The sequence below is a fragment of the Arsenicicoccus bolidensis DSM 15745 genome, assembly GCF_000426385.1.
GTDB lineage: Bacteria > Actinomycetota > Actinomycetes > Actinomycetales > Dermatophilaceae > Arsenicicoccus > Arsenicicoccus bolidensis.
In genome coordinates, this window is record NZ_AUFG01000035.1 from 15,843 (window position 1) to 38,835 (window position 22,993).

At 73.1% G+C, this 22,993-nt stretch carries 18 protein-coding genes and 1 pseudogene; 15 read left to right on the top strand and 4 right to left on the bottom strand.

Annotated features, from left to right (window positions below):
* Positions 1-16: 16 nt before the first annotated feature.
* On the top strand, positions 17-211 hold the full coding sequence (locus K313_RS0115490; protein ID WP_019284907.1) for a ubiquitin-like protein Pup: 195 nt from the start codon (positions 17-19) through the stop codon (positions 209-211).
* A 25-nt stretch (positions 212-236) separates the two neighbouring features.
* On the opposite strand, the gene K313_RS0115495 is transcribed toward K313_RS0115490, so the two are convergent.
* Entirely contained in the window at positions 237-1,334 is a 1,098-nt protein-coding gene (locus K313_RS0115495) for an asparaginase (protein WP_029212379.1), read from the bottom strand.
* A gap of 7 nt (positions 1,335-1,341) precedes the next feature.
* A complete protein-coding gene (locus K313_RS0115500; protein WP_084412923.1) occupies positions 1,342-2,433 on the bottom strand; it encodes a DUF917 domain-containing protein in 1,092 nt (363 codons plus the stop codon).
* On the opposite strand from K313_RS0115500, the gene K313_RS23660 reads away from it, so the two are divergent.
* From K313_RS23660 to K313_RS0115550, 8 genes and pseudogenes are all read left to right on the top strand, one after another.
* Entirely contained in the window at positions 2,413-2,607 is a 195-nt protein-coding gene (locus K313_RS23660) for a helix-turn-helix domain-containing protein (RefSeq protein ID WP_376786855.1), read from the top strand. The two genes, K313_RS0115500 and K313_RS23660, sit on opposite strands and share 21 nt — an antisense overlap.
* 205 nt (positions 2,608-2,812) lie before the next feature.
* Positions 2,813-3,028, top strand: a pseudogene (locus K313_RS24910) (hypothetical protein); the annotation flags it as partial.
* Positions 2,959-4,320, top strand: a complete 1,362-nt coding sequence (locus K313_RS0115520) for a diadenylate cyclase (RefSeq protein WP_338021335.1) — start codon at positions 2,959-2,961, stop codon at positions 4,318-4,320. The pseudogene K313_RS24910 and the gene K313_RS0115520, both read left to right, overlap by 70 nt.
* Positions 4,321-4,667: 347 nt before the next feature.
* Positions 4,668-4,862 carry a hypothetical protein gene (locus K313_RS0115530; RefSeq protein ID WP_029212384.1) on the top strand — a complete coding sequence of 65 codons (195 nt, stop codon included), beginning with the start codon at positions 4,668-4,670 and terminating at the stop codon, positions 4,860-4,862.
* Positions 4,859-5,095 (top strand): hypothetical protein, encoded by a 237-nt coding sequence (locus K313_RS0115535; protein ID WP_029212385.1) that lies wholly within the window; start codon positions 4,859-4,861, stop codon positions 5,093-5,095. Before K313_RS0115530 ends, K313_RS0115535 begins: the two co-directional genes overlap by 4 nt.
* A gap of 59 nt (positions 5,096-5,154) precedes the next feature.
* The gene (pafA, locus tag K313_RS0115540) at positions 5,155-6,558 is read left to right on the top strand and encodes a Pup--protein ligase (RefSeq protein WP_029212386.1); all 1,404 of its coding nucleotides are present in this window, start codon (positions 5,155-5,157) and stop codon (positions 6,556-6,558) included.
* A 94-nt stretch (positions 6,559-6,652) separates the two neighbouring features.
* Entirely contained in the window at positions 6,653-7,672 is a 1,020-nt protein-coding gene (locus K313_RS21400; RefSeq protein ID WP_029212387.1) for an FKBP-type peptidyl-prolyl cis-trans isomerase, read from the top strand.
* 51 nt (positions 7,673-7,723) lie between these two features.
* Positions 7,724-8,110: an FKBP-type peptidyl-prolyl cis-trans isomerase gene (locus K313_RS0115550; protein WP_029212388.1), complete on the top strand. Its 387-nt coding sequence runs from the start codon at positions 7,724-7,726 to the stop codon at positions 8,108-8,110.
* A gap of 96 nt (positions 8,111-8,206) precedes the next feature.
* Here the strand turns inward: K313_RS0115550 and K313_RS0115555 are convergent, their stop codons facing one another.
* Both K313_RS0115555 and K313_RS0115560 read right to left on the bottom strand, forming a co-directional pair.
* A complete protein-coding gene (locus K313_RS0115555) occupies positions 8,207-13,804 on the bottom strand; it encodes an ATP-binding protein (RefSeq protein ID WP_029212389.1) in 5,598 nt (1,865 codons plus the stop codon).
* A gap of 73 nt (positions 13,805-13,877) precedes the next feature.
* The gene (locus K313_RS0115560) at positions 13,878-14,996 is read right to left on the bottom strand and encodes a DUF3866 family protein (RefSeq protein WP_029212390.1); all 1,119 of its coding nucleotides are present in this window, start codon (positions 14,994-14,996) and stop codon (positions 13,878-13,880) included.
* A 43-nt stretch (positions 14,997-15,039) separates the two neighbouring features.
* Between K313_RS0115560 and K313_RS0115565 the strand changes: the two genes are divergently transcribed.
* The 6 genes from K313_RS0115565 to K313_RS0115590 all read left to right on the top strand — a co-directional run bounded on the left by K313_RS0115565 (position 15,040) and on the right by K313_RS0115590 (position 22,577).
* Positions 15,040-16,071, top strand: a complete 1,032-nt coding sequence (locus K313_RS0115565) for a helix-turn-helix transcriptional regulator (RefSeq protein WP_029212391.1) — start codon at positions 15,040-15,042, stop codon at positions 16,069-16,071.
* A complete protein-coding gene (locus K313_RS0115570; RefSeq protein ID WP_205621890.1) occupies positions 16,068-17,093 on the top strand; it encodes a helix-turn-helix transcriptional regulator in 1,026 nt (341 codons plus the stop codon). Before K313_RS0115565 ends, K313_RS0115570 begins: the two co-directional genes overlap by 4 nt.
* A 158-nt stretch (positions 17,094-17,251) precedes the next feature.
* The gene (gene tatA / locus K313_RS23175; RefSeq protein ID WP_029212393.1) at positions 17,252-17,707 is read left to right on the top strand and encodes a Sec-independent protein translocase subunit TatA; all 456 of its coding nucleotides are present in this window, start codon (positions 17,252-17,254) and stop codon (positions 17,705-17,707) included.
* A gap of 20 nt (positions 17,708-17,727) precedes the next feature.
* Positions 17,728-18,558 carry a twin-arginine translocase subunit TatC gene (gene tatC / locus K313_RS0115580; protein WP_240483997.1) on the top strand — a complete coding sequence of 277 codons (831 nt, stop codon included), beginning with the start codon at positions 17,728-17,730 and terminating at the stop codon, positions 18,556-18,558.
* A gap of 54 nt (positions 18,559-18,612) precedes the next feature.
* Positions 18,613-21,492, top strand: coding sequence for a DEAD/DEAH box helicase (locus K313_RS0115585; protein WP_029212395.1), 2,880 nt, complete (start codon positions 18,613-18,615; stop codon positions 21,490-21,492).
* Between the two features lie 206 nt (positions 21,493-21,698).
* On the top strand, positions 21,699-22,577 hold the full coding sequence (locus tag K313_RS0115590) for a DUF3152 domain-containing protein (protein ID WP_156911423.1): 879 nt from the start codon (positions 21,699-21,701) through the stop codon (positions 22,575-22,577).
* Positions 22,578-22,993: the final 416 nt, after the last annotated feature.

Below are 22,993 nucleotides of genomic sequence, written 5' to 3' on the forward strand. Positions count from 1 at the left end.
CAGCAGGAGGCACCCCATGTCCCAGGAGCAGATCCAGCCCCAGCGCCGCGAGCCGGACCCCGCGGACGTCCCGGCACCCGTGCCGACGGCCCCGGTCACCACCTCCGTCGACGACGCCGGCCTCGACTCCGTGCTGGACGAGATCGACCTGGTGCTCGAGTCCAACGCCGAGGAGTTCGTCAAGGGCTTCGTGCAGAAGGGCGGGCAGTGACCCGCTGAGGGATGCGGACGGCCCGTCAGTGCGTGTCGAACATGTCCTGGATGCGCGCCGTGTCGTCCGTCACCGTGAGCGCAAGGGCCAGCAGCACGCGCGCCTTGTAGGGCCCCAGGTCACCGCCGGCGACGTAGTCGTGCCCCTGGTCGTCATACGCATCCCCCCGGGCCACCGTGCCCCGGGCCACCCGGCTCGACCGGACGACCACCACCCCGGTGGCGCGGGCCCGGTCCAGGGCCTCGGCGACGCGGTCGGGGACGTTGCCGGCTCCCGGGCCCACGTGGACGATGCCGCGGGCGCCGGTCGCGACGACCGCGTCCACCAGGGCGCTGGGCATCCCGGCGCGCGTGACGAGCACCTCCACCGGGGGCAGGTCGTCGAGCCCTTCGAGGGCTTCGAGGTCGTATGCCGACGCGGCCCCGTGCAACTGGCGAGGCATGTGCGCGTAGCGGGGCACACCCCCGGTCACCTCGCCGAGTGGCCCGTGCGGCGAGCCGAAGGCCTCCACGCGTGACGCGTGCTCCTTGCGGACCTCACGAGCCGAGTGGATCTCCTCGCCCACGACCACCAGGGTCCTCAGACCACGTGACGACGGGTGGGCCGCCACGCGGACGGCGTTGAGCAGGTTGCTCGGCCCGTCCGCACCGGGGGCATCGGCCGGGCGCATGGCGCCGACCACCACGACCGGCTTGTCCGTGGGCACGAGCAGGTGCAGCAGGTAGGCCGACTCCTCCAGCGTGTCGGTGCCGTGGGTGACGAGGACGGCGTCGACGTCGTCACGGGCCGCGAGCTCGGCGACGCGCCGGGCGAGCGTGAGCTGCAGCGGCAGGTCCATCTCGACCGAGTCGATCTGGCACAGCTGCTCGCAGGTGATGGTGGCCAGGGAAGCGAGCTGCGGGACCGCCCCCAGCAGGTCCTCGACCGTCAGGACGCCCGCCTGGTAGTGCTTGGCCGTCGTCGCCGCGGACGACCCGGCGATCGTGCCGCCGGTGCCGACGACGACGACGCGGGGGAGCCGGCCGTCGAGTGCAGGAGCATCAGCAGGTGCCGGTGACCCAGCAGGTGCAAGAGAGTCAGCAGGAGCAGCGGAGGTGGCGACGTCGGCTACGGCATCAGGCATGCGCCCATCATGCCGTGGGCGCCGAAGGGGCCGAGGTCGCCGGTGACATCGAGGTCATCAAGCTCGCCGATGACGCCGAGGACGCCGATGGCGCAGTGGCGCCCTGCCAGTCGAGGTCGTAGCCGAAGGACCGAGGCCCCAGCAGCTCGAGACCACGCGACGTCCGCCACGGAGTGGGGGCCGGCAGGACGAGCACGCTGTGCCGCCGGCCGACCTCGACGTCGGGGTTGAGCGCCGGCAGGCCGGACTCGTCGACGAGGACGATCAGGTCGGGGACGCAGGCGTCGAGCGCGCCGTCGCGCCGGGCGAGGATGAACTCGTTCTGCACGTCGATGGCGTAGCGCGAGCCCGCGTCGTCCCGCAGCACGACCTTCCCCCGGCTGAAACCCCCCGCCAGGGCACAGCCGTAGTCGGTCACGACTCCCCGGAACGCCACGTGCCCTCCCGCGTGGGCCGCGATCACGTCGGCGAGCTCCTCGCCGGACGCGCCGGACTCGCGGGCCTCGCGACAGGTCCGCCCGAGCCGGCCGGCCGCGCTGATCGTGCCGGGGATGAGCGCCCCCCGAGCTCTGAGGTCTCGGCCGCGCAGCGGGTGATCGGCCACCCCGACGGAGTGGCCGCTGGCCGCGGAGACCGCTCGCACGAGGTCCTCGGCCCGCTGCTCGGACGCGACGTGGGGGACGACGAGCGTGTCCCCCTGACGGGTCGAGAGGGCCAGCGGGGCGATGGGCAGCCCGACGAGGTGGTAGGTGCTGTGGGACAGCTCGGGCACGTCACGCCCCGCCGGGTCCGCGTCGAGCAGCGGTCGGCCGAGGGCGGCGGCCGCTGACATCGCGTCGGCGGTGTTCTCGGCGCCGAGCTCGGTCGCGACGATCGCCCCGACCGGCTCGCCCAGGTGCTGCTCGAGGGCCAGCAGCGCGCCCAGCGCCTCGGGCGGCACGCCCGGAGCCAGCGGCGGGAGCTCTCCTCCCGGGGGCAGGGCGCCGGCGACGTACGGGCAGGCGGTCCAGGTGTCGTCGGGCAGCTCGGACAGGTCCAGCGCGACACGGCCCGTCGCGACGCGGCGCTGCTGCCCACCGTGCAGGCCTACCTCCGGCACGGCCGCAGCGTCCCGGCGACGGCTCGGGCCTGCTTCGTGCACCACAACACGGTGCGCTACCGGCTGGGCGTGGCCCGCGACCTGCTGCGCGGACGGACCGCGAGCGCCGACCCGCTCGACGACGTCGCCGTCGCCCTGCTCGCCGACGCCGTGCTGAACCCGTCGGCGGACTGACGACGTCGAGCGCCGGCCCCTGCTGCCCGGACGACGGGCATCCGGGTGCGATCTGGTCCGAATCGGCCGAACGCGGGTCAGGTCGGACATATCCTGGCCCGGGCCGTCCGGGTCCGTGGTGGAGGGGACCGGCCGGGGCCCGTCATACCTCCGCAAGGCACCCCGAAGGCAGCACGTGACCGTCAACCCCACCCCCCACCACCTCATGTGGGAGCTCCAGGAGCAGTTCCGCCTCTCCCTGGACCGCGCCACCGACCGCGCGACCGACCAGATCGGGGCCATCGTCTCGGCCGACGCGCTGCTCGTCGGCTTCCTCGCCGACGACGTCACGGTGCCCGGCGCACCCGACGTGTGCATCGCCCCGGCGGACCGCGGCTTCAGCATCCAGGACCTCGAGGGCATCCGCGCGGACGCGCAGCGCCGGTTCGAGGCCCACCCGGCGCACGACGAGACCTACGAGTCGGCCGCGGTCCAGCAGGCCGGCTCGACCACTTCCTCGACGAGACCCGCCGCGAGGCCGTCGCCGCGGCCCTCGACAGCGGTCGGGCCGGCCGCGGGCGCACCTTCTTCATCGGCAGCGGCGCCCGGGTCGGGGACTACGTCGTGCACCCCGCCATCAGCGTGGACAGCAGCGCGTATGCCGAGCTCAACGCCCTCCCGTACGACGAGATCGACGGGGTCCCGCTCACGACCTCGCTCGCGCACGGCATCGTCGTCGAGCTGCTGCGCATCGCCACCCACGCCCTCCTCGCGGCCCGGCCGCCGCGCTCGATCTCGCCGATCGACGACGACGTCCCCAACGACGCGATCCGGCGGTCGGCCAACCACCTCGTCTACTCCGCCGCCCTCATCGCGGGGGAGCGGCTCGGGCAGGGGCTGTTCGACGCGTTCGAGGGCCTGTCGTCGACGCCCTACGAGGGTCGCGTCGGCTCCGGCACCGTCGTCATGGCCCGCGAGGGGCACCCCCGCATCTCCGTCGACGTCCAGCTGCGCTCGGCGGTGTCGGTGCGCGAGCGGCGGCAGTTCCGCAAGCTCCTGGAGATGACCCGCCCCGGGCTGCACCTGCTGATCGACGGCCAGCGCATCTACGGCCTCGGGTCGGTCCAGCCGCTCGCCCACGACGAGCCCGACGACTCCGACAACGACATCTTCCGGTTCACGCTGCTCGAGCAGGGCTCCTGGCAGATGGCCTACAACCGCAACCCGCTCCTGCGGGTGTCCGGCGGCCACCCGCAGCTGCCCCGCCCGCGGATGTCGACCAGCCTGTTCATCGACGCCATGCGGCGCGTATTCGACGAGGTGTCCGACCACGACATACGAGGCATCTGGATGCTGGCCCAGAGCGCGGCGCAGCAGGCCCGCGGCGCCCTGCTCGTCGTCACGACCGCGGCGGCCGAGGAGGCCAGGCGCCTCGCACCCCAGGCCCTCTCGATCCGGCCGCAGCAGCTCAGCCCGGACGTGCTGGACGCGGTCACGCGCATCGACGGCGCGGTCCTGCTCACCCCCGACGGGGTCTGCCACGCGGTCGGCGTCATCCTCGACGGCGTCGCCACCGGGGCCGGCGACCCGAGCCGCGGGTCCCGCTACAACTCGGCCGTGCGCTACACCGAGGCCTCGACGGCGCCCTGCCTCACGGTCATCGTCTCCGAGGACGGGATGATCGATGTCTATCCCGAGCTGGCCCCCCGGGTCCGGCCCGAGGACGGCGAGTAGGCCCTCGCGGACCTCGAGGCCGCCGGCAGCCTGGACGTCGACGAGGCCCGGGACGTCGACCTCGAGGCGTTCTACGCCCTGCACAAGCGCCTGCGCCGGTTCGCGTTCTACCTCTCCGAGAGCCAGTGCGAGCGCGCCTACGCGGTGTGCCTCACCATCGAGGACCTGCGCTGGGAGCGCTCGCGGACCCGGGTGCGCACCGTGCCGTTCCGCACCGACCCCCGCATGAACGCCTCCTTCTTCGCCTGATCTCGGCCTGAGTTTCACCTGACCTCGTGACACCTGTCAGGGGCGATGGGCGTGATGCGACCCCTAATTTCGGAGAGACCGAGATCGAGGGGGATCCGATGGACCTGCGCACCGGGGCGAGCATCGTGGGGCTGCTCGCCGTCATCTACGGCTTCGCGGTGGCGTTCGGGCCACGCGCGCACCAGGACGCCGGCTTCTGGCACCGCTTCACCGTCGTGGGGGCGCTCCTGCTGCTGGTCGCCGTCGTCGTGCTGGTCGGCGTCCCGTTCTACCGAGAGGGAGGTCTGTCATGACCCAGGCTCCATCAGAGCGCTACGGCCGCAACCCCGGCTGGGGCGTCACCGCCGTCCTCGCGATCGTCTACGGGATGCTCGTGGCCTTCGGCGACCTCCTGCACGACGACCGGGTGTTCTGGGACGCCTTCACGATCTGGGCCGGGCTGCCGGTCCTGGCCGTCTTCGTCATCTGCATGGTGATCCCGTTCATCCGGTGGCTCACCTCCTCGCGACAGACCTACCGGCGGTAGGTGCATCAGCCTGGCGGACGAAGGCCGGTCGACGTGACTGCCGCCGGTAGGGTCGTGCCATGGATCGACGCATCTTCGGGATCGAGACCGAGTATGGCGTGACCGCCACCTCCGAGGGCCAGCGGCGACTGACCCCCGACGAGGTGTCGCGCTACATGTTCCGTTCCGTCGTCGCCTGGAGCCGCAGCTCCAACGCCTTCCTCGCCAACGGCTCACGGCTCTACCTCGACGTCGGCTCGCACCCGGAGTACGCCACGGCCGAGTGCGACTCGCTGCTCGACCTCGTCGCCCAGGACAAGGCCGGCGAGCGCATCGTCCAGGGCCTCGCCGACGACGCCCAGCTGCGCATGGCCCAGGACGAGATCGTCGGCGACGTCTACGTCTTCAAGAACAACGTCGACTCCTCCGGCAGCTCCTACGGCTGCCACGAGAACTTCCTCGTGCACCGGTCCACCGACCTGCGCACCGTCACCGACACCCTCGTGCCCTTCCTCGTCAGCCGCCAGATCACCTGTGGCGCAGGCAAGCTCGTCGTCGACCCCCAGGGACGGCCGACCTACTGCGTCAGCCAGCGCGCCGACCACATGTGGGAGGGCGTGTCCTCCGCCACCACGCGCTCGCGGCCCATCATCAACTCCCGCGACGAGCCCCACGCCGACGCCGAGAAGTTCCGCCGCCTGCACGTCATCGTCGGGGACTCGACGATGTCGGAGACGACGATGCTGCTCAAGGTCGGGTCCGCCGACCTCGTGCTGCGGATGATCGAGGAGGGCGTCCCGCTGCCCCACCTCACCCTCGCGAGCACCACGGCCGCCATACGCACCATGAGCACCGACCCGACCGGCCGCGCCGAGGTCGCCCTGCAGCGCGGCGGGACCACGAGCGCCCTGGCGGTGCAGAGCGCCTACCTCGAGGCCGCGCGACGCTTCGTCGACGAGGGCGGCAGCGACGACCCGGTGCACGAGCGCGTCCTGGACCTGTGGGAGCGGGTGCTGTCGGCCGTCGACTCCGGGCGGCTGCAGGAGGTCGGCACCGAGATCGACTGGGTGATCAAGCGGCGCCTCATCGAGCACTACTCCAGCCGCAACGGCCTGCCGCTCGAGCACCCGCGGCTGCAGCAGATCGACCTCGCCTACCACGACCTGCACCCGCGCCGGGGTCTGTTCAACCTGCTGCAGGCCAGGGGGCTCGCCGCGCGGGTCACCACCGACGAGCAGATCGAGCACGCGGTGACGGCGCCCCCGCAGACGACCCGGGCCAAGCTGCGCGGGGACTTCATCGCCGCGGCGCGGGCGGCTCGGCGGGACTACTCCGTCGACTGGGTGCACCTCAAGCTCAACGACGGCAACCAGCGCACCATCTTGTGCAAGGACCCGCTCGCCTACGAGGACCCGCGGGTCGAGCGGCTCGTCGCGAGCCTCGGCGAGCACCCCGCCCCGGCCGGCACCTGGCCCGGCACCTGAGCCAGGGAGCCGGACGCCGACAGCCCCGCCACAGGATCGCCCGCTAGGGTGGCACGAGCTCAAACGACCCACATCCGAGCGAAGGACCCCTCTTTTGCGCCTGCGCACCAGCTCTGCCCTCGCCCTCGCGGCCGTCCCGGCCATCGCGCTCAGCGCGTGCGGGAGCGGCGGGGCCTCCACCACCACCTCGACGACCACGACCCCCGCGCCGAGCCCCTCGGCACCGGCGACCCCCGCGTCCGCGACGCCCCCGCCGATCACCCCGGCCGCCAAGGGCGACCTCGCGGGCATCACCGTCGGCGGCACGCCCGCCAAGCCGTCGCTCAAGGTCGACAAGGCGCCCTTCACGACCAAGGAGACGACCGCCAAGGTCGTCACCGAGGGCACCGGCCAGGTCGTCAAGAAGACCGACATGGTGGTCGCCAACGCGCTGTTCGTCTCCGGCAAGACCGGCAAGACGCTCGAGGACACCTTCGCCGCCAACCAGCCCCAGCAGATCCCCGTCAACCAGTGGATCCCCGGCGTCGCCAAGGGCATGCTCGGCCAGAAGGTCGGCAGCCGCATGCTGATCGCCATGGCTCCCGCCGACGCAGCGACCCTCATCGCCCAGGGCAACCCCCAGTCCGGCCTCGCCGCCGACGAGACGCTGGTGGCCTACGTCGAGATCCAGAAGGTCGGCTTCAAGGGCGAGGCCTGCAAGGTCGTCACCAGCAAGGAGGGCCTGCCCGAGGTCACCGCCGCCGACGGCAAGGCAGCCACCATGAAGCCCACCACGGCCGCCGCGCCCAAGCAGGCCACGGCCTACGTCCTCAAGGAGGGCACCGGCCCGGTCGTCAATGCCGGCCAGACGCTGTCCTCGCACTACACCGGCATGCTCTGGACCAACGGCACCAAGTTCGACTCGAGCTATGACCACGGCGCCGAGCCCACGCCGTTCCCGATCGGCGTCGGCCAGGTCATCCCCGCCTGGGACAAGTGCCTCACCGGTCAGAAGGTCGGCAGCCGCGTCCTCGTCGTCGCCCCGCCGGCCGAGGCCTACGGCGCCAAGGCCCAGGACAAGATCCCGGCCAACTCGACGCTCGTCTTCGTCGTCGACCTCGTCAAGGCCCAGTAGCCGGACCAGCACCACCCGTCATCGCGTCCCCCCGAGCCACCAGGAGGCACCATGCCGTTCGACCCCACCACCACCAAGCCCGAGATCGACTTCCCGGGCGACCAGCCGCCCGCCGACCTCGTCATCGAGGAGGTCTGGGAGGGTGACGGCGCCGAGGCCAAGCCCGGCAACGTCGTCAGCACCCACTACGTCGGCGTGGCCTACTCCACCGGCGAGGAGTTCGACGCCTCGTGGAACCGCGGCGCGCCCCTGGACTTCCAGGTCGGCGTCGGCCAGGTCATCCAGGGCTGGGACCAGGGCCTGCTCGGGATGCGTGAGGGTGGCCGGCGCAAGCTGACCATCCCGTCGCACCTCGCGTATGGCGACCGCGGCGCCGGCGGCGTCATCAAGCCCGGCGAGAGCCTGATCTTCGTCGTGGACCTCGTCGCCGTCCGCTAGGTCTCGCTGCACCCCAAGATCGTGAGGGTTTGGTCCAAGAATCGGACCAAACCCTCACGATCTTCGTGGTTGGGGGTTGGGGAGGGGCCGGGAGGCTCAGGCCTGGGAGGCCCAGCCCTGCAGGGCGGCGATGATCCGCGGGCGCAGGTCGGCCGGGGCCACGACCTCGTCGACCGAGCCGACCTCGACGGCGCGGTGGATGCTGTGGACCGCGTCGAACTCCGAGGCGACCTCCCCGAGCTTCTCGGCGCGGACGTCGCGTCGCGTCTCGACGAGCTGGGCGGCCAGGTCGGCGTGCTCCTCGCCGGTGGCGGCCGACAACCGCTGCTCGAGCTCGGCCACCCGCGGGTCCTTGGCCGCGCGCGCGTCCACGTCGCGGCTGAACACCACGGCGGCGGCCGGCGCGCCACCGAGCACCGAGGCGTAGGACCCCTCGACGGCCAGCACCCGCATCTGCGGGTTGAGGGCCTTGGAGAACACGACGAACGCCCCGCCGTGGTAGCGCGAGATGACGCAGAACACGATCGGCCCGTCGAAGTTGACGATGGCGCGGCCGATCTCGGCGCCGTACTCGAGCTGCAGGTTGCGCAGCGACTCCGGCGAGCCGTCGAAGCCCGACAGGTTGGCCAGGACGACGACCGGGCGGTTGCCGCTGGCGCCGTTGATCGCCCGGGCGACCTTCTTGGACGACCGGGGGAACAACGTGCCGGCGGTGTAGGTGTCGGGGCCGTCGGTGGGAGGGAAGCCGCGGCGCGGGACGGCCTTGGACTCGATGCCCACCAGGCAGACCGGGATGCCGCCGAGGCGCGCGTCGTAGACCACGGAGGTCTCGGCGTCCGCCATCCCGGCCCAGCGCTCGAGCGTCGCGTGGTCCTGGTCGGCCACGGCCGCCATCACCGTGCGGATGTCGAACGGCTTCTTGCGGTCCGGGTTGGTGGCGGGGGAGAAGATGTCGCCGACCGTCGTGAACCCGGAGTCGATCGGGTCGTGCGGATAGGTCGTGACGTCGCGGTCGACCGGGTCGGTGGTCGCGGCGACGCGCGGACCGCTCTCGCCGGGGGCGACGTAGGCGTGGTCGTAGTGCGTCATGAGGATGCCGAGCGCGCCGGCGAGGTCGGGCGCCCAGTACTGCGCCTGGCCGTTGGGGCCCATGATCCGGTCGTAGCCGCCGATGCCGTAGTTGTCTTCGGCCGAGACGCCGCCGGAGAAGTCCAGGGACTGCTTGCCGGTCAGCACCATCGCGCTGTCCGGGGTCATGACGAGGATGCCCTTGGTGTGCATCAGCATCGTCGCCTCGGCGTTCCAGTACGGCTGCGCGCCGACGTTGATGCCGGCGACGACGACGTTGATCTCGCCGCCCGCCTGGGTGAACTCGACGATGCGCTTGAGCGCGCGGGCCACCCAGTCCATGTTCTCCGTGCCGGAGTCCATCGAGATGCGGGCGCCGGCGGACAGGGCGAACCACTCGACGGGCACGCCCATCGACTCGGCCAGGTCGAGCGCGGCGATGATGCGCATGCACTCCGCCTCGGAGACCGCACCGAGGGCCCGCAGCGGGTCGCCGCACAGCAGGACCCGCTTGACCCCCTCGGGGTGGCGCGTGGTGGGGGTCGAGATGACGCCGACGATGATGCCCGCGCGGTTGAGGCCGTAGGGACGGTCGACCGGCACCAGCGCACCGGAGTCGTCGAGGTCGTGCTCGGTCGCGGTGCCGCCGGGCCCCGCGATCAGCGACTGCAGCTCGTAGGGGTAGGCCATGCCACGACGGCGTGCGGTGACGACCTTGCGGGAGTAGTCGTCCAGCGGCTTGAGCCGCTCCTCGGGCGGCCCCTCGATGGAAGTGACGACCCCGGACCCCGGCTGGTAGTGGAAGCGCGCGGCCATCGGCATGGTCTCGCCGCCACCACCGGGCAGCGCCACGGTGCCGTCCAGGAGCACCTCCTCGACGCCGGCGCCGGCCGTCATCGGGGCGATCGTGCGCTTGAGGGTCGTCAGCTCCTCGACGTCACCCTCGATGGTCGGCCAGACGTGGACCCACACGTGGTTCATGTCGAGCCGGGTCCCGGCGGGGCCGCTGCTCGTGCGGGCCCGGCGGATCGCGTCCAGGCAGCCGGCGATGGCCCGCTCGACGTGCGGCAGCCCGGTGACCCGGCCCTGCTCGTCACGGACCACGGCGAGCTGTCGCACCTGCGCCATGGCCACGAGGCGCACGTCGGTGTCGTTGCCCCGCGCGACGCAGCGATAGAGCAGGACGTCCTCGGGCGCCTCGAGGCGGGTCACGTCGAACTCCGTGAGGCGCCACAGGTTGAGCCGTCGCCCGACCATCGGGTGCACGCCGCGGACGAGCTCGTCCTCGACGACCGACCCGGCTGAGCCATCCGTGACGGCAGCGCCGGCAGGATCGTTGTCGGCGGGACGGAAGGTCAGGTAGCGGACCGGCTCCTCGCCGTCGCTGCACACGCCGACCGCGACGCGACGAACCCCGCGGCCGAGGTCGAGCCCGGAGAGCCGCTGCACGAGCTCGGCCGAGAGCTCGTCGAGCGAGGCCGGCGCGTCGTCCCAGCGCAGGTAGAGGTCGACGACGCTCTGCTGACCGGCACCGGCCTCGGCGACCTCGGAGGCGATGTCCTGGACCAGGTCCGAGCCGGGACGCAGGTCGTCGACCCGCCCGATCGTGGAGACCAGGTGGGTCGGCCGGTCGTCGATGGTGTAGTCCGCGACGACCAGCGGACGCCCGTCGATGCGGATCTCGCGGAAGTCGCGCATGTCGTGGCCTCGGTAGTGGCGCTGGGCCAGCACCGTCAGCATCGGCTCGGAGGACGGCAGCTCGGGGCCGGACAGCCGCTGGGCGAGGAAGCGGGCGATCCGCTCGGGGATGCGCACCAGCGCATCGATGTGCTCGTCACGCTCCGGGCCCTCCGGGAGCTCGGCGATGCGGGCGATCTCGTCGGCCACGCCCCCGAGCACGCCCTGGCGCTCGGCGTCCACCAGGGGCTGGTCGAACCACCGGAAGCGCACGCTGCGGGCCAGGTCCCCGACGACGGGGATGCGCAGCTGGGTGGCGCGCACGAGGTGGTCGAGGGCTGCGCGGGCGCGGGTGTCCCCGGGTGCCTCGGGCACCGGATCGGTGAGCCACCGCCGCAGCAGCGCGGTCACGACCTGCAGGTCGGGGGTCGACCGCTGCTGCGCGACGAAGACGCGGAAGACGGCCTGCTCGAGCTCGTCCCCGTGCTCCAGGTCGGTGACGCCGTAGCGACGCAGGACGGCCCCGAGGCGCTCCTGGAAGTCCTCGGGCAGGCCGGCCCGGACCGGGTCCAGGCTCTGCAGATAGGTGTGAAAGTGCTCGCGGGGGCTGTGGATGCGGTTCTCGAGGTGCAGGTCGTCGCCCGCGGGACGGTTGCGGGACAGCTCGGCCAGGTCGGCGAAGGCCTCGAGCAGCTCGACCTCCGCGGCCACCGGGCTCTCGCCCCGGGTCGCCTCCTCGTCGCGGACCGCAAGGTATGACGCCAGCACCCGCCCCTCGTCGCGGGCGTCCACGTCGTAGCCGAGGATCAGCGCGAGCAGGTCGCCGCGCAGCCGGCTCGCGCGACGGTGCGGGTCGGCCCCGCCACTGGCTCTCGCGTCGACCGTGCTGCTGTCGACGTCAACGTCGGGCAGGTCCAGGTCCACGCCCGGCAGCTCCTCCGCGGCGGCCTCGTCGCCGTCGCCGACGGGCTCGAGGCGCACGAGCGGGGTGCCGGTCTCGACCTGGCTGCCGGCGGACACGAGCAGCTCCCTGACCCGGGCGGCGAACGGCGCGGGCAGGACGGTCTCCATCTTCATCGACTCGAGCACCAGCACGGGCGCGCCCGCGGCGACCTCGTCGCCCACCGACACCGGGGTGGCGACGACCAGCGCCGGGGTGGGGGAGCGCAGCACGCCGCCCTCGTCGAGGCTGATCCGGTGGGTGACCCCGTCGACCTCGACGAGCTGGATGGTGCCGTGCGAGGCGGTGATCAGCCGGTGCTCGCGGCCGCTGACGGTGATGCGGGCGGCGTAGTCGTCGATGCGGTCGAGCTCGGCCTCGACGGCGTGCTCGCCGGCGGGGGAGGTGACGGTGACGCGGAACCGGTGCGGCGCCACGCGCGACACGGTCAGCGTGTAGGCCGTGCCGCGCAGCGTGAGCTCGACCTTGCGCCCCGGGGCGTGCTGCAGCTGGGGGCGGCCGCCGCGCGCCGTCTCGAGCAGGCGAGCGCGGGCGATCGCCTCGTCGGCCTCGTAGGCCTGGATCCCGGCCGCCACCAGGGCAACCCCGGCGTGACGGTGGCTGCTGAGCCGGCCCTCGCCGCGGACCCGGTCGATCCAGCCGGTGTCGGCGCTGCCGTCGATCACCTCGGGGGCGTCGAGCAGCTCGAGGACGAAGCTCTTGTTGGTGGCGCCGCCCTCGATGACGACGGTGGTCTCCTGCATGGCGCGGCGCAGGCGGGCGAGAGCCTCGTCCCGGTCGCGGCCGGAGGCGATGATCTTGGCGATCATCGAGTCGAAGTCGGCGGGGATCGTGTCGCCCTCGGCGACACCCGTGTCGACGCGGATGCCGGGGCCCGCCGGCAGCTCGAGCAGGGCGATGCGGCCCGGTGACGGCGCGAAGTCGCGGTCGGGGTCCTCGGCGTTGAGGCGGGCCTCGACGGCGTGGCCGCTCTCGACGGGCCGCTCGCCCTCGAGCCGACCGCCGGACGCGACGTGGATCTGCAGGCGCACCAGGTCGGTCGCGGTGGTGACCTCGGTGATGGAGTGCTCGACCTGCAGGCGGGTGTTGACCTCGAGGAAGGCGAAGAAGCGCTCGGTGGGGTGGTAGAGGAACTCGACGGTCCCGGCGCCGCAGTAGCCGACCGCGACGGCGAGGCGCTCGGCGCTGGCCTTGAGCTCGGCGACCTCGTCGGGGGAGAGGACGGGGGAGGCCGACTCCTCGATGACCTTCTGGTTGCGGCGCTGCACCGAGCAGTCGCGGACGCCGAGCGCCCAGGCCGTGCCGTGCGAGTCGGCGATGACCTGCACCTCGACGTGCCGCGCGCCGGTGACGAGCCGCTCCAGGAAGACGACGCCGGAGCCGAACGCGCGGGCCGCCTCGTCGCGGGTGCGCTCGTAGGCATCGGCCAGCTCGGCGTCGGAGGAGACCTTGCGGATGCCGCGCCCACCACCGCCGGCGGTGGCCTTGAGCATGAGGGGGTAGCCGATCTCCTGGGCGGCGGCCACGGCGTCCTCGAGGGTGTCGACGCCGCCGCGGCTCCACGCCGCGACCGGCACGCCGACCTGCTCGGCGATGAGCTTGGAGCCGATCTTGTCGCCGAGCTGACGCATGGCCTCGGGGTTCGGCCCGATGAAGGTCACCCCGATCCGCGCGCACAGGTCGGCGAAGGCCGGGTCCTCGGCGACGAAGCCCCACCCGACCCAGGCGGCGTCCGCGCCCGTCTCCAGCAGGGCGCGCTCGAGCACCGCGTGGTCGAGATAGGGCCGGTCGGCGGCGGGTCCGAGGTCGTAGGACCGGTCCGCCTCCCGCACGAACATCGCCCGGCGCTCGCCCGTCGTGTGCAGGGCCACCGTCTCGATCCTCGGCTCGGCGGACCCGGGTCCGCGGGACGCGTTGAGGTCGCGGACCGCATGGATGAGGCGCATGGCGGCCTCGCCACGGTTGACGATGGCGATGCGGGTGAACATCAGACGGCTACCTCCGAGCGGCACGGTGTGGCAGAGGCCACGCATTCTCCCGGAGGCTAGTCACTGTGGGGGGTTACTCGCGCGTCGGGATGCGCGTGGCGGCGTGGCGACCTGCGACCGCGGCGGCCAGGAAGGACGCCCGGTCGTCCTGCAGACCGCGCCCCATGGTGCTCAGCCGGACGGGCGACGTGGCCAGGGCGGCGTCGAGCCCGTCGGTCGGGACGCCGACCGGCGTGAGCCGCCCGCCCGAGCCCGCGCACAGCTCGTGCGCCTGGCGGCGCACCTCGCGACCGGTCTCGGTGTCCTCCTGGGGGATCGGCACCTCCGCGGGCACCAGGGCGACCCGGCCGTATGCCGTCACGCTGTGATGGCTGACGCCGCGATGCCGCGGGCGCGGGTCGGCCTCGGACACCCGCAGCGAGGCCACCGCGACGCCGCCGAGCGTGTGGGCGGCGTTGACCGCCTCGCCCGCGCTGGTCCCCGAGAAGCCCCAGCGGGTGCCGGTGCCGAGGTTGCCCGGGCCCTGCGCGACCACGGCGACGTCGGCACCGACCACGAGCCGCGCGGCGAGCAGCCCGGTGTGGACGTTGACGGCCTCCAGGTCCCCGCCGTAGGCCTGGCCCACCGTGATGCAGGACGCCAGCCAACCCGCCTCGCGCAGCCCCGCGACCGTCCGGCTGAACCGTGCGGGCAGGGCGCCGCCGTCCGTCATGACATAGGCGACGACCGCGTCCGGCTGCTCGGCCCGCAGGCCGGCCAGGACGGCGGGCACCGCGGAGTGCAGGTCGGCCGTGACCACCGGCATCCCGTCGATCGAGTCGGCGTCCGCGAGCAGCGCGTGGTGCGGGCTCTCCTGCTCGTCGACGCCGAGCACCATGGCCTGCAGCGGCGTGTAGCGGGCCTTGACGACGTGCCCGGGCCCCGGGGGCGGGTCTGCCGGCATACGGTCCGGGTCGGCGACCACGAGGGCCAGGCCGCCGGTGCCGAGGCCGCGCTCGAGCGCGGAGACGTTGAGCAGGACGGTGTCGCCCACCTGCGGGCGGCCCACGAGGTCGACGTAGGCGAGGGCCCGACACGCGGTGCCGGAGGCGGCGTCCCCAGCCCCCTCCTCGAACACAGTTACGGCATACTCGACTGCGCCGGGCCACTCGGCCCGGACGGCGTCGACTCGGGCGCTGCGCCAGCGGATCACGGCGCCAGACTAGTGGCCGGACCATCGAAGGGAGGGGCACGACGTGGCTCCTGCGCGGACCCCCATCAGCTCCGCCAAGACCGAGCGGCTGCTCAACCTGGTCATCTGCCTGCTCTACACGCGACGGGCGCTGCCCAAGTCCAAGATCCGCGAGGCCGTCCCGCAGTACGGCGCGGCGCTGTCCGAGGACGCCTTCAACCGGATGTTCGAGCGCGACAAGGACGAGCTGCGCGAGCTCGGCATCCCGCTCGTGACCGAGGACATCGACCCCCTCTTCGACAACGAGGAGGGCTACCGCATCGACCGGCGCGAGTACGCCCTGCCCGAGGTCGCCTTCGAGCCCGACGAGATCGCGGTGCTCGGGCTCGCCAGCCGCACCTGGGCGCAGGCGTCGCTGGCCGGGCCCGCCGCCCGCGCGCTGCGCAAGCTCGAGGCGGCCGGCGTGGAGCGCGACGACTCCTCGGTGATCGGGCTCGAGCCGCGCGTCCGCACCGCCGAGCCCGCCTTCGCCCGCGCCAAGGACGCCGTCCTGCAGCGACGCCCGATCCGCTTCGACTACCGGCGCTCGGGGACCGGCGCGCTCACCACCCGCCACGTCCAGCCGTGGGGGATCGCGGCGTGGCACGGCCGGTGGTACCTCACGGGCTTCGACACCGACCGCGACGCACCCCGCGTGTTCCGCCTCGGGCGGGTCGAGGGACCCATCGCCTGGGCCGGCAAGGCCGGGTCGTATGCCGTGCCCGCCGACCACGACCCGCTGGGGTCCATCCGGGCCCAGGCCTCCGAGCGCCCCGCGGTCACGGCGACGCTGCGCGTCCGCCAGGGCGCGGGGCACGCGCTGCGCCGCCGCGCCGGGCAGACCGGCCCGAGTAGTGGTGCCGGTGGTGCTGGTGGTGGCGAGGCCGGGACCGGCATGACTGGCGGGTGGGACGAGATCGAGCTGCCGTGCACCGACACGGAGCGGCTCGCCGACGAGCTCGCGGGCTATGCGGCGGACGTCGAGGCGCTGGCGCCCGCCGAGCTCCGCGAGGCCGTCATACGCAGACTGACCGGGGCGCTGGAGGCGAGCCGATGAGCGCCAGGGATCCCCGCGGCAGCGTGGACATGAACGAGTCGGCGACGGCGCGGCTCAGCCGCCTGCTCACGATGGTGCCGTGGCTGCTGACCCACCAGGGCGTCGAGATCGACGTCGCCGCAGCGGAGTTCGGCGTGTCCGAGGCCCAGATCGAGGCCGACCTGGCCCTGCTGTTCCTCTGCGGCACGCCCGGCGGCTACCACGACGACCTGATCGACGCGCAGTGGGAGGACGGGCAGGTCTACGTCTCCAACGCCGACACGATCGCCCGCCCGCTGCGGCTCGGGGTCGACGAGGCGCTGTCGCTGATGGTGGGGCTGCGCGCCCTGGCGGCGGTGCCGGGGCTGGGGGAGCGCGACGCCGTCGACCGCGCCCTGGCCAAGCTCGAGGCCGCCACCAGCGAGGTGTCCGGCGTCGCCGCGCAGGCCGCCCAGATCAGCGTCGACATGCGCGTCGAGGCCGAGGGCGGCGGCGCGGAGGGCGAGCGTCTCGAGGGGCGGCTGTCGGCGCTGCGGCAGGCGCTCGCCGGGCGTCGCCGCGTCCACCTCAACTATGTCGTGCCGAGCCGCGACGAGACCACCGAGCGCGACGTCGACCCCATGCGCCTGGTCAACGTCGACGGGCCGTGGTACCTCGAGGCCTGGTGCCACCGGGCGCAGGACGTCCGGCTCTTCCGCCTCGACCGGATCGCCGAGCTGGAGGTCCTCGACGTCGACGGCACCCCGCCGGCCGACGCGCGCCCGCGCGACCTCGACAACGGGATCTTCCGCCCCGACGAGCTGTCGTTGCGCGTCGTCCTCGACCTCGACCAGCAGGCGCGGTGGGTGCGCGACTACTACCCGTGCGAGTCGGCGCAGGAGCGTGACGGCGGTGGGCTGCGCGTGACGATCGCGACGAGCGACACCGCCTGGCTGCGGCGGCTCCTGCTGCGGCTCGGCGGCGCAGCACGCGTCGTCTCGCCGGACGAGCTGCGGGCCGAGGTGCGGGAGGGCGCCGAGGCGGCGCTCGCGCTCTATCGCTGAACCGTGCCCTGCCGGTGAGCGGTCGCCATCCCGGTGACGCCCTGCCGTTGCCGCATGTTCACCGGCGTTGGTCGTCCTCGGGGTTGACACCCGTAGGATGACGGACCAGGACCTCTCGTCCCTCGTAGGCAGACCCACTGGAAGGCTGGTCGACCCCGATGATCCGCAACGCGTTCGAGCCCTGGCACCTGATCATCCTCGTGCTGGTGATCGTCACCGTCTTCGGGTGGAAGCGGCTGCCGGACGCCGCCCGCAGCCTGGGCCGGTCGATGCGCATCTTCAAGTCCGAGGTGTCCGAGATGAAGAACGACGGCGAGCGCGACAGGTCGAGCACCACGGTCGACGACGAGCTGGCCGAGCCGCATCGCACCACCACGACGACGAGCACCACCACCCGGCCCACGTCCGGAGGGGTCGACGCGACCCAGGCGACGCAGGAGACCCGGACCACGCGCGTCACGCAGACCTCCCAGCCGGCTCAGCCCGTGCCCCCGGCCCAGCCGGTGCACGGCGCCGCGTCCGGCGCCTCGTCCGCCACGTCCGGCGACGAGTTCGTGGTCATCGACGGCGTGCGCTACCGCCGCGAGCCCGGCGACACCGCACCCCGCGCCTGAGCCGGGCGGTCGCCCAGCGCATGGCCCGCGAGCAGTCGACGCGTCCCGGCATCCGCCGCCGGGGACGCAACCCCGAGGGGCGGATGTCCCTCGGTGACCACCTGCGCGAGTTCCGCAACCGCATCCTCATCGCCGCCCTGGCGGTCGTGCTGGCCTCGATCATCGGCTGGATCTACTACGACCCCCTGGTGTTCCGCCTGCAGGAGCCCCTGCGGATCAGCGCCGCCGCACGGCGCGCCAACGTCATCCTGTCCTTCCCCGACATCACCGGCGCCTTCTCGCTCAAGCTCAAGGTCGCGGTGTTCGTCGGCACGATCGTCGCCAGCCCGGTGTGGTTGTGGCAGATCTGGGCGTTCATCGTCCCGGGGCTGCACAAGCGCGAGAAGCGCACGGCCCTGGCCTTCATCACCGCCGCCGTCCCGCTCTTCCTGCTCGGCTGCTGGGGCGCGCTCTACGCCCTGCCCAAGGCGATCGAGGTGCTGCTCGACTTCACCCCGATCGGCGCGTCCAACATCCTGCAGGCGGACTACTACCTCACCTGGGTCACGCGGTTCATCCTGAGCTTCGGCCTGGCCTTTCTGCTGCCGGTGCTCCTGGTCGCGCTCAACGTCATCCACGTCCTGCCCGCGCACATCATGCTCAAGGGTTGGCGGATCGCGGTCGTCCTCATCTTCACCTTCGCCGCCATGATGACGCCGACCCCGGACCCGTGGACGATGTTCGCGCTGGCCCTGCCCCTGTGCGGTCTCTACTTCGCGGCCTACGGGGTGGCGAGGATCATCGACGGCCGGCGCGCCCGGCGCGAGCCCGACTACAGCGACCTCGCCGACGACGAGGCCAGCCGGCTGTGACGCCGGGCGCCGTCATACGAGGGCCTGTCGGTCCTGTCGCGTAGCCTGCTGGACATGGCGCAGCACCCACATCTGGACACCTTCACCGCGAGCTTCCCGTTCGAGCTCGACGCGTTCCAGCTCGAGGCGTGCGCGGCGGTCGAGGACGGGCATGGGGTCCTGGTGGCCGCCCCCACTGGGGCCGGCAAGACGATCGTGGGGGAGTTCGGCGTCCACCTGGCGCTGGCCACGGGGCGCAAGGCGTTCTACACCACGCCCATCAAGGCGCTGTCCAACCAGAAGTACCACGACCTCGTCGCCCGGCACGGCGCCGACCAGGTCGGGCTGCTCACCGGGGACTCGTCCGTCAACGGCGAGGCCCCCGTGGTCGTCATGACCACCGAGGTCCTGCGCAACATGCTGTATGCCGGGAGCTCGTCGCTGCACGGCCTCGGCGTCGTCGTCATGGACGAGGTCCACTACCTCGCCGACCGGTTCCGCGGCGCCGTGTGGGAGGAGGTCATCATCCACCTGCCCCAGGCGGTGCAGGTGGTCTCGCTGTCGGCGACCGTCTCCAACGCCGAGGAGTTCGGCGCCTGGCTGGGGACCGTGCGCGGGGACACCGCGGTCGTCGTGTCCGAGCACCGGCCGGTGCCGCTGTGGCAGCACATGATGGTCGGGCGCGAGCTGTTCGACCTGTTCGTCGACGACGGCGGCGCCATCCTCGGCAAGGACCGCGACTCCCACAACCGGATCACGGACGAGATCGTCAAGGTCAACCCCGACCTGGTGCAGCGGCTTCAGTCGCTGGAGCGGTCGTCCTACGCCGCCGGGCGCGGCATGCGCAGCACGAGCCGGGCCAACGACCCGTGGGGCTCGCGCGGGCGCGGTCGCGGTCGGGGTGGGCCCGACTCGGAGCGCCCTCGCGGCGGTGGGCCGGGCGGTCAGTACTCAGGTGCGGGCGGGGGTTCCGGTGGCGGCGGGGCGCGGGGCAGCCGACCGGGCGGCGCGGCCTCGCGGGCCGAGGTCATCGCGCGGCTCGACCGCGGCGGGCTGCTGCCGGCCATCACCTTCATCTTCAGCCGGGCGGGCTGCGAGGGCGCGGTCGCCCAGCTGCTCGCCCAGGACGTCCGGCTCGTGCCGCCCGAGGAGGGGCGCCGCATCCGGCGCACGGTCGAGGAGCGGATCGCCGGGGTGGCCGACGAGGACCTCGGCATCCTCGGCTACCACGACTTCGTCGAGGCCCTGAGCCGGGGCTACGCCGCGCACCACGCGGGGATGCTGCCGACCTTCCGCGAGATCGTGGAGGAGCTGTTCACCGCCGGGCGGATCCGCGCGGTGTTCGCCACCGAGACGCTCGCGCTCGGCATCAACATGCCCGCCCGCACCGTCGTGCTGGAGAAGCTCGTCAAGTTCAACGGCGACGCGCACGTCGAGCTCTCCCCGGCGGAGTACACCCAGCTCACGGGCCGCGCCGGGCGCCGCGGGATCGACATCGAGGGGCACGCCGTCGTCGTGTGGTCCCGCGGCATCGACCCGCTGGCCGTGGGCGGCCTCGCCTCCACGCGCACCTACCCGCTCAACTCGTCCTTCCGACCGACCTACAACATGGCCGTCAACCTGGTCGAGCGGGTCGGCCGCAGCGAGGCCCGCGACATCCTCGAGACCTCGTTCGCGCAGTTCCAGGCCGACCGGGCCGTGGTCGGTCTCGCGACCCAGGTGCGGCGCAACGAGGAGGCCCTCGAGGGCTACCACGAGGCGATGACCTGCCACCTCGGCGACTTCGAGGAGTACTCCGCGCTGCGCGAGCAGATCCGCCAGCTCGAGAAGTCCATGGCCCGCGAGCGGTCCTCGTCGCGGCGCGCCGAGATCGAGCAGTCGCTCGAGGACCTGCAGCCCGGGGACGTCATCTCGCTGCGCGAAGGCCGCCACACCGGCATGGCGATCGTCGTCAACGCCAACACCGCGGGGCGCAACAACCCGCCGACCCCGCTCGTGATCAACGCCGACGGCCGGGCGCGACGCCTGACGGTCCACGACGTCGACGCGCCCGTGCGCCCGGTCACGACCCTGCAGCTGCCGCGCAACTTCAACGCCCGCAACACCAAGATGCGCAAGGACCTCGCCTCGACGGTCCGGGCCAAGGTGCCCTACGAGCCACCGCCGCGCGGCAAGGGCCGGCGCCCGGGGTCCGACGGCGAGGGGGGATCGTCCGCGGGGGAGCAGGCGGTCGCCTCGCTGCGCCAGCGGATGAAGTCCCACCCCTGCCACCAGTGCCCCGAGCGCGAGGACCACGCCCGCTGGGCCGAGCGCTACCACCGGCTCGCCCGCGAGACGCACGGGCTGCGCCGCAAGGTCTCCGGCCGCACCAACTCCGTGGCCCGGCAGTTCGACCAGATCTGCGACCTGCTGTCCGAGCTCGGCTACCTCGACCCGGCGGGGGAGTCGGTCACGCCGAGCGGGCAGATGCTGCGACGCCTCTACTCCGAGAAGGACCTCCTGGCCGCCGAGTGCCTCGCGCACGGCGTGTGGCAGCGGCTCGACGGTCCCTCGCTGGCGGCCACCGTGTCGGCCCTCGTCTACGAGCCCCGCCGGGACGAGACCGACCCCAAGCCGCGCACCCCCAACGCCGACGTGGCCGAGGCCTACCAGCAGATGGTGCGGCTGTGGTCGACGATCGCCGACCGCGAGGCCGCCGGCCACCTGCCCGAGACCGGCCAGCCGGACGGGGGCATGCTCTGGTCCGTCCACCGCTGGGCCTCCGGCCAGGCGCTCGAGGTGTGCCTGCGCGACTCCGACATGGCGGCGGGCGACTTCGTGCGGCGGTGCAAGCAGGTCGTGGACCTGCTCGGCCAGATCGCGACCTGCGCCCCGCAGCCCGCCCTCGCCGCCACGGCCCGCGCCGCGATCGACCAGGTGATGCGCGGCGTGGTCGCCGCCGACCGCCTCGACTGACCCGCCGCGGGCAGAGGCATCGACCGGCCTTCGTTCAGCGGGCTGATGGGACGGAGGCCGGCTGATCCGCCTGCCCGACCCGTATGACGCGAGCCCGGTCCGTATGACGCGAGCCCCGCCGGATGGCGCGAGCCCGACCGGATGGTCCGGCACCTCGGGCGGCGTGGCACGGGGCCCGACCCGACCGACCTGCCTAGGCTGAGCGAGTGACAGCCCCGCAGTCGCCCACACCCCGCAGGCCGGCGCTCCGCCTCACCCCGCGTGGCCGGGTCGTCCTCGTGGTCCTCGGCCTCGTGGTCGTGCTCGCGCTGAGCCTGCTCGTCCGCAGCTGCACCGCGAAGCCTGCTGGCACAACGACATCCACCGCAGCCGCCACCGCAGCGGCGGCCGGGACCGCAGCACCCTCCGCGGCGGCCGGCTCGTCCTCGTCGCCTGGGGATAGCCCGTCCTCATCACGTAGGGCCAGCACGTCGACGCCGACGACCACCTCGACCAGCAGCGCCGCCACGACCGGGCCGACGAAGGCCGCGGGCGGCGGCATACGACGCTCGGGAGTCAAGGGCGACGGCACCTGGACGGCGGCACCGACCGCGGTCAAGCCCGCACGTCAGACACCCAGCGTCCACCGGTATGCCGTCAAGGTCGAGGGCGGCACCGGCATCGACGCGGGCGCCGCGGCGCGCGAGATCGCCGGTGTGCTCAACGACCCGCGCGGGTGGATCGGCTACCGGGGCGCGTCCTTCGAGCTGGTGCCGGACGCGACGCAGGCGGAGTTCACGATCTATGTGGCCTCACCGCCGACGACCGACCGCATGTGCCTGCCGCTGCAGACCCTGGGGCGGTGGAGCTGCCGGCACGGCGACGACGTGATCCTCAACTCCGACCGCTGGACCCTGCAGACGCCGACCTTCACCGACGTCGCGACCTACCGCGCGTACATGGTCAACCACGAGGTGGGGCACTTCCTCGGTCACGGGCACCGGCAGTGCGGCGGCAAGGGCGAGGTCGCGCCCGTCATGATGCAGCAGAGCAAGGGTCTGGCCGGCTGCCAGCCCAACGCCTGGCCCACCGCCGGCGAACGCTAGCTCCCGCAGACCGCGCTGGTGGGACCGGCGGGATCCGGGACTCGTGAGTGGGCGCGTATGGCGCCCTCCCGGCAGTCCGAGCAACCAGTTCCGCCCTCTCACCGGAATCGCCCACTCGCGTGCGTGGCGCCCACCAGCACCGGTGGCGCCCTCCGACGCCGGTGGCGCCCACCAGCACCGGTGGCCTGCTGCAGCGCGCCACCAGGCAGCGCCGTCACCACCCAGACCGGAACCCGCCACCGGGACCAGATCCCACCAACGGCCCGTGGTCGGCAGCTCGTGAGAGGGCAGCTATGGCGCCCTCCCGGCAGTCCGAGCAACCAGTTCCGCCCTCCCACCGGAATCGCCCACTCGCGTGCGTGGCGCCCACCAGCACCGGTGGCGCCCACCAGCACCGGTGGCCTGCTGCAGCGCGC

Excerpts from the sequence above, each read along its gene's own strand:
- K313_RS0115490 (WP_019284907.1), top strand. The coding sequence starts at position 17 with ATGTCCCAGGAGCAGATCCAGCCCCAGCGCCGCGAGCCGGACCCCGCG.
- K313_RS0115495 (WP_029212379.1), bottom strand. The coding sequence starts at position 1,334 with ATGCCTGATGCCGTAGCCGACGTCGCCACCTCCGCTGCTCCTGCTGAC.
- K313_RS0115530 (WP_029212384.1), top strand. The coding sequence starts at position 4,668 with ATGGACCTGCGCACCGGGGCGAGCATCGTGGGGCTGCTCGCCGTCATC.
- K313_RS0115535 (WP_029212385.1), top strand. The coding sequence starts at position 4,859 with ATGACCCAGGCTCCATCAGAGCGCTACGGCCGCAACCCCGGCTGGGGC.
- pafA (WP_029212386.1), top strand. The coding sequence starts at position 5,155 with ATGGATCGACGCATCTTCGGGATCGAGACCGAGTATGGCGTGACCGCC.
- K313_RS0115550 (WP_029212388.1), top strand. The coding sequence starts at position 7,724 with ATGCCGTTCGACCCCACCACCACCAAGCCCGAGATCGACTTCCCGGGC.
- K313_RS0115555 (WP_029212389.1), bottom strand. The coding sequence starts at position 13,804 with ATGTTCACCCGCATCGCCATCGTCAACCGTGGCGAGGCCGCCATGCGC.
- K313_RS0115570 (WP_205621890.1), top strand. The coding sequence starts at position 16,068 with ATGAGCGCCAGGGATCCCCGCGGCAGCGTGGACATGAACGAGTCGGCG.
- tatA (WP_029212393.1), top strand. The coding sequence starts at position 17,252 with ATGATCCGCAACGCGTTCGAGCCCTGGCACCTGATCATCCTCGTGCTG.
- tatC (WP_240483997.1), top strand. The coding sequence starts at position 17,728 with ATGGCCCGCGAGCAGTCGACGCGTCCCGGCATCCGCCGCCGGGGACGC.
- K313_RS0115585 (WP_029212395.1), top strand. The coding sequence starts at position 18,613 with ATGGCGCAGCACCCACATCTGGACACCTTCACCGCGAGCTTCCCGTTC.